The organism is Ruegeria sp. AO1, from assembly GCF_056535985.1.
The window spans coordinates 3192382-3205587 of the sequence record NZ_JBQFJC010000001.1; the positions used below are offsets into that span (position 1 = coordinate 3192382).

At 53.5% G+C, this 13206-nt stretch carries 7 protein-coding genes; 4 read left to right on the forward strand and 3 right to left on the reverse strand.

The features are described 5' to 3' along the window. Nucleotides 1-336 precede the first annotated feature (336 nt). Nucleotides 337-5946 carry a RecQ family ATP-dependent DNA helicase gene (locus tag ACR3FB_RS15895; protein WP_480566289.1) on the forward strand — a complete coding sequence of 1870 codons (5610 nt, stop codon included), beginning with the start codon at nucleotides 337-339 and terminating at the stop codon, nucleotides 5944-5946. Between the two features lie 56 nt (nucleotides 5947-6002). Here the strand turns inward: ACR3FB_RS15895 and ACR3FB_RS15900 are convergent, their stop codons facing one another. Beyond that, nucleotides 6003-6233 carry a hypothetical protein gene (locus tag ACR3FB_RS15900; protein WP_480566291.1) on the reverse strand — a complete coding sequence of 77 codons (231 nt, stop codon included), beginning with the start codon at nucleotides 6231-6233 and terminating at the stop codon, nucleotides 6003-6005. Nucleotides 6234-6669: 436 nt separating this feature from the next. Between ACR3FB_RS15900 and ACR3FB_RS15905 the strand changes: the two genes are divergently transcribed. From ACR3FB_RS15905 to ACR3FB_RS15915, 3 genes are all read left to right on the forward strand, one after another. Beyond that, nucleotides 6670-7626 (forward strand): hypothetical protein, encoded by a 957-nt coding sequence (locus ACR3FB_RS15905; RefSeq protein WP_480566292.1) that lies wholly within the window; start codon nucleotides 6670-6672, stop codon nucleotides 7624-7626. 378 nt (nucleotides 7627-8004) lie between these two features. Then, complete coding sequence (locus ACR3FB_RS15910; RefSeq protein ID WP_480566290.1) at nucleotides 8005-10503, forward strand: arylsulfatase; 2499 nt, start codon at nucleotides 8005-8007, stop codon at nucleotides 10501-10503. Between the two features lie 261 nt (nucleotides 10504-10764). Next, nucleotides 10765-11397: a tyrosine-type recombinase/integrase gene (locus tag ACR3FB_RS15915; RefSeq protein WP_480566288.1), complete on the forward strand. Its 633-nt coding sequence runs from the start codon at nucleotides 10765-10767 to the stop codon at nucleotides 11395-11397. A gap of 263 nt (nucleotides 11398-11660) precedes the next feature. Here ACR3FB_RS15915 and ACR3FB_RS15920 read toward each other — a convergent pair whose 3' ends face one another. Together ACR3FB_RS15920 and ACR3FB_RS15925 are read right to left on the reverse strand one after the other, a co-directional pair. Beyond that, a complete protein-coding gene (locus ACR3FB_RS15920) occupies nucleotides 11661-12029 on the reverse strand; it encodes a DoxX family protein (RefSeq protein ID WP_480566286.1) in 369 nt (122 codons plus the stop codon). Continuing rightward, nucleotides 12026-13141, reverse strand: coding sequence for a helix-turn-helix domain-containing protein (locus ACR3FB_RS15925; protein ID WP_480566293.1), 1116 nt, complete (start codon nucleotides 13139-13141; stop codon nucleotides 12026-12028). Before ACR3FB_RS15925 ends, ACR3FB_RS15920 begins: the two co-directional genes overlap by 4 nt. Nucleotides 13142-13206 lie beyond the last annotated feature (65 nt).

The window sequence follows — 13206 nt, forward strand, 5'->3', positions numbered from 1 at the left end:
ACTCAGGCCCTTCATCGTCCGCAATGCGGTCATTCGAAATCAGCGTAGCGAATTTCTACTTTCTGCCCAGACACCCCAAAGAAGTAGACGGTCCAAATCGACCATCCACTGTGACCTGCGATACCGCAGTGCAGCTTCTCGAAAACAGTTAAAGGCGAAATGCAAAAAATCTGGGCGAGTGGAGCCATCCTGGTAGAACTGTATCCAGACATCTATAGATCGCTATCGTTTGTGGCTTCGCAACCCATGGGATCAGCCATTACTTCCCGCCCGGGTTGTGCATAGTCTCAAAAAGGTATTCTCTGACTGCAACCTTTGAACAGTTGCGCATCACATATGAACGGTCGACATACCGAGATACTTTCCAAATGTCTTTCCATCGATCTGGAGGTGGATCCCAAAACCGCGAAGGTATTTGCCTTTGCCGCCGTCCGAAACGATGAGCAACCTGCTTTGAAGTCGGAATCCAGTGCGCTGGAGAAAGATCTCGACCGCCTGGAAGAGGCTATCGCGGGTGCCCCACATCCGCTTGGTCACAATTTCCTGCACCACGATATGGAACACCTAATTGCCGCCAGACCACGTCTGACCCAGATGATGCGGGCACCAATTGATACACTGTGGCTGAACCCGCTGGCCTTCCCACGCAACCCCTACCACCATCTGGTCAAACACTATCAGGACGGGCGGCTGGCCGCAGGGCATATCAATGATCCAGAACTTGACGCCCGGCTTGTTTTTGAGGTGTTCGCTAATCAGCTCGATGCCTTTCAAAACCTTGCCGAAAGCGAACCGGATGCGCTTTTAGCTTATCACTTCCTGACCACTCGAACGGAACAATCGGAAGGGTTCGATGCGGTTTTCAAGTACCTGAGAAAAGCCAATTGCCCGCCGCAGGATGAAGTCCTTGCCGCCATCCGTCGGATGCTGGACGGTCGGGCTTGTAGTAAACGGGTCGAACAGACTCTGGGAAGGCTTAGCAATCCCCGAAACGGATGGCCTATGGCCTATGCGCTATCCTGGATCACCGTAGCGGGTGGGGACTCGGTTATGCCGCCATGGGTTCGGGCGCAGTTTCGCGAGGCATCTCTGATTGTTCGGCATCTCAGGGATACGTCCTGCAAAGATTCCGCCTGCCAGTGGTGTGCTGAACAGAATGACCCGGTCCGAGCGCTGCACAGGTGGTTCGGGTTCGACAGTTTCCGCCCTCAGCCTGTGGACCCAGATGGCCGCGCTCTGCAGGAACGCATTGTCGATGAGGCCATGTCCGGAACAAGCCTGCTCGGCATCCTTCCAACAGGCACTGGAAAGTCCGTGTGTTATCAGGTGCCCGCTTTGTCGCGGTTCGACAAAATCGGGGCGTTGACCGTGGTCATTTCCCCGTTGGTCGCGCTGATGGCGGATCAGGTTCAGGGTATGGAGCGCGTAGGCATTTCCTGTTCAGTGACTGTGAATGGTCAGATGTCCATGCCCGAGCGACAAGACGCCCTGGACAAGGTCCGCATGGGCGATGCGGGCATATTGATAATCTCGCCCGAACAATTGCGCAGCACATCAATCCGGTCGGTACTGGCTCAGCGCGAAGTCGGCCTGTGGGCAATTGACGAGGCTCACTGCGTGTCGAAATGGGGTCATGATTTCAGACCGGATTACAGATATCTGGGAAGGTTCATCAAAGAGTTCTCGGGCGATCAAGCCCCTGCCCCAATCCTGTGTCTCACAGCCACCGCCAAACCAGAGGTCGTCGCCGATATCGTCGAGCATTTCCAGTCTCGCGCCGGGGTCGAGCTGCTCTCCCTTGACGGTGGAGCATCGCGGAAAAACCTGACATTTGATGTCAGGCCTACCACTAAGAACAGCAAACTGACCGATGTCCTGAACGTAATCGAAGAGCTGCTGCCCGCTGAGGGCCGATCCGGCGCCGTAATCTATTGCGCGACGCGTAAAGAGACCGAGCGCGTCGCCGAGTTTCTAAAATCACAAGGTATGGACGCCGCACATTTCCACGCTGGACTTGGGTCCGATGACAAACACGACGTCCAGGAACGCTTCCGGGTCGGAGACCTGCGGGTGATCGCAGCCACCAACGCTTTTGGCATGGGCATCGACAAACCCGACATCCGGCTGGTGGTGCATGCAGACATCCCAGGGTCCTTGGAAAACTACCTGCAGGAGGCCGGGCGCGCCGGACGCGACCGGGAAATCGCCGATTGCGTGCTTCTGTACACGGGGGATGATGTAGAACGCCAGTTCAGGCTGTCCGCGGGTTCGCGTTTGGCACGACATGAAATCGGAGCCATCCTCAAAGCCCTACGCCGGATCGACGAACGCACACGCAAAACCGGCAAGATCGTCGCCACTGCGGGTGAGATTGTCCGGTTCGAAAAAGATCAAGAATTTGAACGGGACAGCGCGGCTGATGACACACGAGTCAAGACGGCCGTATCTTGGCTTGAAGAAGCAACACTTGTTTCGCGAGAAGAGAACCGTGTTCGTATTTTCCCTTCTTCGCTAACAGTCCGCACACTGGACGAGGCGAAACAACGGCTTGCGGATGCGGAGATCACTCAAGCGCATCGCAAACAATTGCTGGCCATCGTGCAGCATCTGATTTTGGCCCCGGCGGATGAAGGGGTCTCAACCGATCAGCTCTGCGGCGTCAGCGGTTTGACACCCGGCGCACTGACCAAGGCGATGGCCAATCTCGAAAGCTTTGGCATCGCGCGCAACGACGTTGCAATGACGCTCTTCATCCATGTCGGTGTGGCGCAGTCTTCCTCCGGGCGCCTCACAGAGGCCGCAAACCTGGAACGGGATTTGATCGCGTCGATGCGAGAGCTGGCACCGGATGCGGACAAAGAGACTCCAATACCGCTGAACCTTCAGGAAACCTGCCAGCATCTGCGCAATCAGGACCACGCCGATGCGCGCCCCGATGTAATCGACAAACTGATCCGGGGCATAGCTCGGGATGGCAAGGGGCAGGATGGAGGCACCGGTAATATCCGCTTGCGCAAAATCAGCCGAAACACTCTAAACGTGACGCGGATAAGAACGTGGGAAGTCATTGCCCAAACCGCTGAGGTTCGGTGGCAAGCTGCCGGGATTCTTTTGAAGTTTCTGACGGGTCGACTCGACAAAGGCGCGCGCGGCAAAGATCTGCAGGTCGAAACTACCGTAGGTGACCTTCTGGCGCAGCTCACACAGGATGCCGTTCTGAAATCCAGCGGTCTGCGGGATATGACCAAACTGTTGGAACGCTCCCTGCTTTGGATGCATGAACAGGGTGTTTTGACACTGGGGAAAGGGTTGACCGTATTCCGCCCCGCCATGACCGTATTCCTCAATCCCGAAGGTGGTCAGTTCACGCAGTCGGACTTCCTCCCTCTGGAAGAGCATTACGCCGAACAGACGCTTCAGACCCATGTCATGGCAACTTACGCTGAAACCGGCCTCGAGAAGATCACAGACGCCGAACGCCTATCGGAGGATTACTTCCTGCTCAACAAAGAGCAGTTCATGAAACGTTGGATGCCGGGCATGGCACGAGAGGTCAAGCGACAGACGACCAGCAAGTCCTGGACCGCCATTGTCGAAGATCTGGACAACAAGGTCCAACAGGACATTGTTGCGGACGATCGGGACCAGACCAATGTGTTGGTTTTGGCGGGTCCCGGATCTGGGAAGACCCGTGTTTTAGTGCACCGGATCGCTTATCTATTACGGATGAAGCGCGAAGACCCGCGCGGTATCCTGGTGCTGGCCTATAATCGCCATGCCGCTGCCGAAATCCGTGTTCGCCTACGAGCGCTGGTGGGCGATGATGCGACGGGGGTTACGATCTCGACTTGCCATTCGCTTGCGATGAAGCTGGTTGGCGCCAGTTTTGCGGGGGTTCAGGCCGCGACAGAAGACTTCGACAATGTCATTGTGGAGGCGGTGCGCCAGCTCAACCCCGAAGGCCTTACAAAAGCCGAAGCAGAGGCGCAGCGCGAGAGCCTGATTCAGGGGTTTCGCTGGATTTTGGTGGATGAATACCAGGACATTGGCCCGGAGGAATACGCACTCATTTCCGCCGTGGCCGGTCGTTCTCTGGAAGATGCCGAGCTTAAACTTAGCCTGTTTGCCGTGGGCGATGACGACCAGAATATCTATGCTTTCAACGGGGCTTCCGTGGATTTCATCCGCAGATTTGAAGAGGACTATAAGGCCAGACCATCTTTTCTGATCGAAAACTACCGGTCGACAACACATATTATCGAAGCCGCCAATCAGGTCATATCCAAGGCGCCTGAACGCATGAAAATGGATCACCAAATCACAATCAATCAGGCACGGCTCTCTCAACCCAGCGGCGGGCGTTTGGAGGGGAAGGATTCCGTTGCCCATGGCCGAGTGCAGTTGCTTGACGTCCCACCTGGCGCTATGCCGCAATCTGCAGCAGCAATCGACGAGCTGATCCGCCTTTCTCGCCTGGACCCCAATTGGAACTGGTCCCGCGTTGCTGTGATTTCCCGAGACTGGAAATCACTGGATGCAGTTCGGACCTATGCCGAAGCACAAGGTCTGCGCGTGGATATGGCCAACGAAGACCTTCCAAATGTTTGGCGACTTAGGGAGACCCAACGTCTGGTGTCCGGGCTACGCGAAAAACAAGGCGCACTTCTGGGAATTCAGGATATCCTCACGGTCCTGAATGTTCAGTCTCGCAACAAATGGGTGGATTTGCTGGCAGAAGGTGTAGCGGAACTGGCCCGGGAGTTGGGCACCAAAACTATGCCGGTACCTGACATCATTGAATGGATCGCGGACTGGTCCCGGGATACACGCGGTGAACAACGTGGACTGCTGTTGCTGACGGCGCACAGGGCCAAAGGCCTTGAGTTTGACCATGTCGCCATTCTAAACGGCGGTTGGACCCGAGTCTCGAAAGAGGAGGATAACGAAGCCCCTCGTCGCCTATTCTATGTGGCAATGACGCGCGCACAGCAAAGCCTCACAGTGCTGACATCCGGAACGCACCCCTTTCTGAAAACGGGCTCAGATTCAGTTCTTATCAGGCATGTGACGCCCGATCTCGACGAAAGCTCTTTGCCTGCAACAAAATACCAGATGCCCGCGCTCGATATTGTAGATTTGTCATTCGCCGGTCGCCAAAGGGATGCACATGAAGTCCACAACGCCGTGCGCACAGCGAATGTAGGGGACACCCTTTCCCTTGTGTTTCAACAACCTCATTGGGTTTTGATGGACGCCCAAAAACGTGTTGTCGGACGTATGGCCAAATCGTGGAAGCCACCCGGCGGGCATGTATTTGCCACTGGCCAGATCGGGGCCATCATCAACTGGCGCAAGATCGATAGTGGAGAAGAGTACGCTCACTACCATAGGCGCGATAGTTGGGAGACCATACTACCAGAGTTGACCTTCCGACATGAGAATGCCGAAGCCTCGCATACGCATTCGACATCAACAGTCCGAGAGGAAGATCAAACGGACCGTGTCAGGGACAATCCATATCGACAAACTGCCGACCCTTCCGCAAAGGCATTGGATACCTCGGTTCCAAAACCACAGGCGATTGATAATCAGCCGGAACTGGACCTCAGAGCACTAATCCACAAATCCATTGACGACACACGCTCCTGGGGTGAGCTTTCGGCAGCGTTGAAAGATAAAGATATAGCACTGGCTGCCAAGGGCGGCGGCCTTGTGGTCAAAAACGCCTCAACCGGCGAGGAGATCAGAAAATTATCTGCGCTTGGGCTTAAATATATCGATCTGATCCGCCACTATGGCGCAGGTTTCCCTGATCACCCTGCCACATGGTTGGTCGAGAAAGCGTTAAACGACAATTACGTTCCCAAAGGCCCAAGACCCAGGAAAGCCAGAAACCGAAAAAGAAAATCGGGAGATGGCGACGATTTTTCGCTGATTGAAGACTGAAGGGTTGGGTCAACTTGCGGTGTTTCGGCCGTCTTCAAACGATCCTTAGCAGTCGCTCAACACGGTGCAGCCATACTGGCGGTCGCCCTCCGCATTGCAATCAACGACGGCCTTATGTTACTGAGTGCATTCACAGAGCAGCCGCTTTTCTCGAAAGGTAGCCCAAAAAACTTTCCGCTGAATTCTGGAAAGCGAACAACGACGATATCGCCGTCGTAAAATCCACCTTGAACTACCTGCTGCGTAGCCTCGGCGATTTCATCTAACGCTTCTTTGACATACTCCATGACCGGGCCACTAAACAAACTATAACCGTTTCAAGCTTCTGGACCATAAAGGCCTCACAAAACTGATTGATGAATAGTCACTGCCGGCAAGTTCTGTTTTAACGTTTCTGATTTGCAGAAATTGGAACCAAGTGGTTTTTAATGACTGATTTGGGCTCTTTCGGACCTCCTCAGCGTTTCGCTCCAAGGTCAGTTTAGCTATGACGGTAATCCTAAAGACGCAGGATTTGTTCACGTGAGCCAAAACGAGGTTAGGCGCAGTAATCGCCCTCTTGGAATACGATCAAACTATCAACGGCAGACGGAAATGCCATCGGGTGTGTCGCGACATCTTCCAAAGCACCCTGAAATCAAACAACCTCACATCCGTGAAGAGTACAAAGTTGACACCAAAACCGTGCTCCTGAATTACTTAAGCATTTGAGCATGATCCGCCATGAAAGAAAATCCAGAGACCAAAGATCGCCCGATTTTCCTTTTACCCTGGCGCCTTATCTTTTTGCTGTTCGCTGCGCTTTGTCTTGTAGCGATTGCGACGACGGCAGCCACCAGTCCTTTTTACATTCCCGGAGCCGTCTCTGGACTGCTCCTTGGTTTCTTCGGAACTGTCTTTGGTGGACGAGTAAAAACAATCTGCGCGGTTGTGAGCGTTGGTCTCGCGAGTGCGGTCACTGTCGCAATCCCGGCTTGGCTAAGCTTCTATGTGTTGGCACCGGCTTTTGCGATACTTGCAGGGACGGAGCTGGCACGTTTCGGCACGAGGGTCACCGTATTTGCAATCATGTCATGGATCACTCTGAACAGCCCTGCAACATCTGATGCAGAATTGCTTCCGCTGCTGCTCGTGTTTTCTGCATCTGCTACCGTTGGAACCATCATGGCTGTGTTGCTCGGCGCAGAGGGGCGTGTCGAACCATCGGAAATTGAACGCGGGTACGCTATCACGCATGGAATTGCACTGGCCATTGGATTGGTTTTCGCACAATTGATCGCCAGTCAGTTCGAGAATGCGCACTCACATTGGGTCGCATTGCTGTTCACTGCGCGGGCGCTGGATCCGCCTGGCAGTCATATCGCGCAGGCGAGGCGGAAGGGGCTGGCGATGGTGCTCGGCGCCGGAGTGGCATCGGCACTTGTGGCGCTCCCTCTGACGACTTTGCATTTCAAGCTTGTCGCAGTTGTGTTTTTGTTGATTGGCCTGCGGTACTTGCCGTCGAGGACGTCCGTTTCGCCAGCTTTAATATCGGCCGGGATCGTCCTGATGTCCTCTCCCACAACCGAGACGGCGTCGTTTCGGGCGGAAGCCGCCATGTTGGCTTGCGGGCTCGTTTTGCTGGTGTTTTTCGGAGCCCGCATCATCCGCCAAGCCATTTTTGAAAAACATGGCATTTGAACTCATTGAGATGGCAATTCTAAATGTAGCGGGTGGGCACCACAATGAAGTTTGAAAGTCTGCTGTGAAGAATTTCACCTCCGTAACACACCGATCGGTGAATGGCTGGTTTGGGCCGTTGTCACACATCCCGACAAACTGACTTATCGGAAGCCTTGTCCGCTTAGTGGTCATTCGCGATATTTCGACCAACGTCCGCGTTGAGCCCATAGAGGTCGCAAAAAAAATGCCGTGCCAAGGAAACTTAATGCTACACATAGAACATTCTTGATTATGAATATCACTACGGGATTTGGTCTAGCACGGCTCTAACACCCGAAACCGTCGGAAATGATGTTGACCGCAATCCCGTGTGTCAATGTGGAGGGAGGGTTAGAAATGCCTGCAACCAATAGATTGAAGCTAACTGTAGCAGTCTTGGTCTCATTCGTTTCCACTACTGAATTGGCGCTATCCCAATCGCAAGTGGGCTCTCCAGACGGAACCACCACAATTGATGGCAGGCAATTGCCTCCGCAACCTCCGGTGTTTGGGGGGGAAATTGAGGAGCAAGCGACCAATTCAACCCCTTGGTGGCCGCCGCGTGTTGTGCCACCTGAGAACGCGCCAAATATCCTCCTCATCATGTTGGATGATGCTGGGTATGGTATTCCTAGTACTTTTGGTGGCGTCATCCCGACTGATACGATGGATGAATTGGCAAAAGAGGGTTTGAGTTTTACGAATATCTATTCGACCGCACTTTGTTCACCGACTAGGGCAGCCTTGATGACAGGCCGCAATCATCACTCGGTCGGGTTCGGAGTGATTTCGGAATCTTCGACCGGGTATCCCGGCTACAACAGTATTATTCCAGACAACAAAGCCACTATCGGGAGGATACTTTCAGACAATGGCTATGCCACTTCATGGTTTGGAAAAAATCATAACACCCCGGCATTCGCGGCGAGCCAGGCTGGTCCATTTGACAAATGGCCGACTGGTTTAGGTTTCGAGTACTTTTATGGGTTTGTTGGTGGAGACGCGAACCAATGGCAGCCGAACCTATATCGAAACACCACCCCGATTTACCCGTTTGAAGGTGATCCTGAGTGGAACCTGATCACCGGAATGGCCGACGATGCGATTGACCACATTTCGCGGTTGCACCAAATCGAGCCAAGTAAGCCTTTCTTTGTCAAATATGTACCCGGTGCAACGCATGCGCCTCACCACCCGACCAAAGAGTGGGTCGAGAAGATCGAGGCGATGAACCTGTTTGATGGCGGGTACGAAGCACTTAGGCAGACAATTTTTGAGAACCAGAAAAAGTTGGGGCTTGTCCCGCAAGATGCAACGCTGTCGCCTTGGCCCGCAGACAAAATCAAGCCGTGGGATCAATTGACGGACGACGAGAAAAAACTCTTCGTGCGGCAAGTGGAAGTGTTCGCCGCTTATGCGGCTTATACAGACCATGAAATTGGGCGTGTGATTGACGCAATAGAGGACCTCGGAAAACGTGACAACACACTGATCTTCTACATCAACGGTGACAATGGCACCTCGGCTGAGGGTGGTCCAATGGGGACACCGAACGAGGTGGCGTGGTTCAACGGTATCGCAGAGATGCCTGCAAAAACACAGTTGCAGTGGTACGATGTCTGGGGAACCGAAGAGACCTACAACCACATGTCGGCAGGATGGTCCTGGGCTTTTGATACTCCGTTTGACTACTTCAAGCAGAATGCGAACAGGCTTGGCGGCATCCGACAGAACATGGTGGTGTCGTGGCCTGACGGCATCGCAGACAAAGGCGGTCAGCGAGATCAGTTCATGCATGTAATCGACGTCGTGCCGACGATTCTAGAAGTCACCGGAATTGATGCACCGTTGGAAGTCGACGGGATTGTTCAATCTCCAATTGAAGGCACCAGCTTTGCATATACTTTCGATGAGAAAAACAAGGATGTACCGAGCCGTCACCGAACTCAGTACTTCGAGATGATGGGACAATGGGCTTTGTATCACGAAGGTTGGTTATTGAGCACCAAAGTAAACCGGATGCCATGGGAAACGCCAAAGACACCAAACCCTGACCCTTTGAACAATCAAGTGCTCGAGCTTTACGATCTAACCACGGATATGAATCAAAGAAATGATCTAGCGGCGCAGCACCCAGAGAAGATTGAAGAACTGAAGGCTATATTTATAGAAGAAGCAAATAAGTATCAGGTCTTCCCGATGGATGCCTCGGTCACGTCCAGAATTTCATTACCTCGGCCAAGCATTGCGGCGGGACGAAACGAGTTCGTTTATGTCCGGCCAATGACTGGGGTTCCTCAGGGAGATTCCCCAAGTATTCTTAACAGCTCGTACACCATTACAGCAGAGATAGATGTGCCCGAAGGTGGTGCTGAAGGCATGATTTTGACATCAGGCGGCCGCTTTGCCGGTTACGGTTTCTACCTACTTGATGGCAAACCAGTCTTTCTCTGGAATATGTTGAATCTAGAACGGATAAAATGGGAAGGCAAAGAGGCCTTGGCACCCGGAAAGCACACTCTGGAGTTTGACTTCAAATATGACGGCCTCGGACCAGGAACCCTCGCATATGGAAGCACCAGTGGTTTAGGCCAGGGTGGCACCGGGACGCTGAAAGTCGATGGCGAAGTCGTAGCAACCCAAAAGATGAAGAACACAATTCCCACGACCCTTCAGTGGGACGAGGCGTTTGACATAGGTTCTGATACATTGACTGGCCTTAACGACGACGATTACCGACCACCGTTCCCACTAACCGCTAAGCTGGAAAAGCTAACGATAAAAATCGACCGGCCCCAGTTGAGTAAAGCCGACATTCAAAAGCTCGAAGACGCGATGCAAAGAGCAAGCGACTAGTAGGCTCACAGGGTTGAGAGGTTGCCTACCTGCTGGAGTCGGGCAGAGGAAAGCCGGATGGTATATTTGTCCTCTTCGTCCGCAAAGCGGTCATAGGCTCGTTCTGATCGGACGTCCGACTTAATCAGAAGCGGCCATTGAGTGTTTTAAACTGCAGTTTGAGATGCGCGCGATCGGTTTCTATGATGGCAAAGACAGTAAAGTGCGCTGGTTGGCAGGGTGCCGATGCCTGGTGCGGGAGGGCTGGATGGAGACTTCACCATGTCCAGTATTCAGCTTCCAATAGTCAGACCGTCTCGGCCGCCGTGGAACAAGAACCGACTAATTGGTCAGAAACGTCCACTCCTGCCAAGACAGGTTTGGGCAATTCGTGCGCGGCTCGAACTCGCCAGGAACCCGCGCAACCTTGTGCTGTTCAATCTTGCTATCGACAGCAAACTTCGCGGTTGTGATCTTGTTCGCATGAAAGTGGCGGATCTGGTCGTTGCCGGAGCAGTTCGAGACCGCGTATCGATCGTCCAGAGCAAGACAGGCAGGCCAGTTCAGTTCGAAGTGTCCGAGAACACGCGAAGATCGATTTTTGAGTGGGTCAGATCGCCCGCAATGCTTGGTTGCGAGTTCCTCTTTCCAAGCAGGTTCCACAGTTCATCGCACATTTCGACTCGGCAATACGCACGTCTCGTGCGCAGCTGGGTGTCGGTCATCGGACTGGATCCTTGTGGGTACGGAACGCATTCTCTTCGGCGGACAAAAGCTGCGCTGATCTATCGGAAGACTGGCAACCTTCGGGCCGTCCAGCTCCTGCTTGGACACACCAAGGTTGACAGCACGGTCAGGTACCTTGGGGTCGAACTCGACGACGCGTTGAGCATCTCGGAGAAGATCGACATCTGACGGTTTGACGGACGGCAGCAACCGTTCGTCATCTCAAAACGGGTTCCGAAGTTTAGGCGCGAACGGCCGCTCCTTCGGATACCAGACTTTGGATTATTTGCGTTAAATGACCGCCATGCGGACAAACCGGCCGCCCGGCCCGATGGCGTCAACTGGCGCTTTCGGCGCTCAATTGCTATTTCTATGGACATACATGAACGGCAGCTTTCTGCTTCAGAACCTTCCGAACAATCTGCTTGGGACAACCAAATAGACTCTGCGGTTCACGTGAACATCGAATTTATGCTGCTCCAACCGTGCAAAAGCACAAATGCAGAAAGGGCCGCGGTTATCATCGCCGGAATGCCATCCTTCCATGTGTCGAATGTCAGGTGGCAGAAGATTGCGCCGATGGATGTCGCCAAAAGCGCCAGCGCCCCGAGAGGGCCCAGCCATTCGCCTTGAAACCAGATGGCGATAGCGCCAAACAGCTCGACGATTCCGACAAGAAACATGATATGCCGGTTCAAGCCATAGTTTTCGAACATATCCAACTGTATTTCGAAGACCTTCTTTTGCCAGCCTAGAAGTTTGATCGAGCTTGCGAGCAGGAAGAACGCCGACAGGAGCGCAATGACTATCGTTAAGGTCAATGTTCTGGTTCCCTATATGAGCGCTTGAAAGCCTGTGGAGACTGACCAGTCCACCTCCGGAAAGCCCGTGAGAATGCGGTCGGGTCGGAAAACCCGAGTTGCTGAGCGGTGTCCCTGACCGAGCAGGATTTCACACCCAACAGTTCAATCGCTTTCTCTCGTTTCATGCGTGCAATGACCTTGGATGTTGTCTCGCCACGTTCTGACAGACGCGCATTCAGGGTGTTTGGATGCAAACCAACCGAGCGCGCGGCCTCTTCCGCTGTGAATGCCGGATCGGACAACCGGGACCGGACGATGTCTTCGAACCCGGTCAAAAAATCGAGCGGGGCCGCAAGTTCCATGATTGATGGGTGATACTCGGGGTTGTTATCCAACATGTCCTCTGAGAGACGATGGTTCAGCCAGGTGGATGGGAAGCGTATCGAAAACCCTCGTTCGTCGGACGGAATGCCAGTAACTCCATAAAACTGTTTGGGCAAAACATTAGGGTTGGCCAGTTGAAGTACGATTTCGCGCGGATTCCAACGGAAATCGATCACTCGGTGCAGCAGCGAAATCCAGATCCCGATCATAAACCCATCGGCTTGGGCAGGTGATACGGACGTGCGAAAATGCCGTCGGGCCGCAAAGTAAGCATATTCGTCTTCTACGACCAAGGACTGAGTGACTGCATTTGACTCCTTCGAAACAATCTGGGTGAAACGTGTGAACAAGTCACCCAGCGTATAGGCCTTTGCAAGCTCCTGCCCTTTTGGAAGGAAGCGCTTGAGATCAACAGACTGGCCAACCCTAGTGCAAAAATCTGCTCCTTCGGCTTCAGATGCGGCATTGAAGGCTGCATATACGGTTTCATGTGACAGAAATTGCTCAGGTGCGATCATAGTTGCCGCGTCAAAGCTCAGATGTGAGAAGACCTCATCAGCATCCCGCCCCCGCGCGCGCAACGCAGCGACGACCGGCGCCAGCACTGTTGCCCGCACCAATGGCAGATCAGAGTCTTTAGGTGTTTTGCGATTCCCGAACATATTCGCTCCCTCTACCCGGATTCGTGCCACCTCTGTATCTGGCTTTCTAGAAAAAAAGCGGGAAACCTGACCATATCCTAACAAGAAAATTTCTGACCTATGGAGATGGTCAGGCATGCCGCGCGAGAAGTTGCCATAATCTGGACCGG

Bases quoted from the DNA above. Each gene is read 5' to 3' on its own strand.
- ACR3FB_RS15915 (WP_480566288.1), top strand. From the start codon at position 10,765: ATGTCCAGTATTCAGCTTCCAATAGTCAGACCGTCTCGGCCGCCGTGG.
- ACR3FB_RS15900 (WP_480566291.1), bottom strand. From the start codon at position 6,233: ATGGAGTATGTCAAAGAAGCGTTAGATGAAATCGCCGAGGCTACGCAG.
- ACR3FB_RS15910 (WP_480566290.1), top strand. From the start codon at position 8,005: ATGCCTGCAACCAATAGATTGAAGCTAACTGTAGCAGTCTTGGTCTCA.
- ACR3FB_RS15905 (WP_480566292.1), top strand. From the start codon at position 6,670: ATGAAAGAAAATCCAGAGACCAAAGATCGCCCGATTTTCCTTTTACCC.
- ACR3FB_RS15895 (WP_480566289.1), top strand. From the start codon at position 337: ATGAACGGTCGACATACCGAGATACTTTCCAAATGTCTTTCCATCGAT.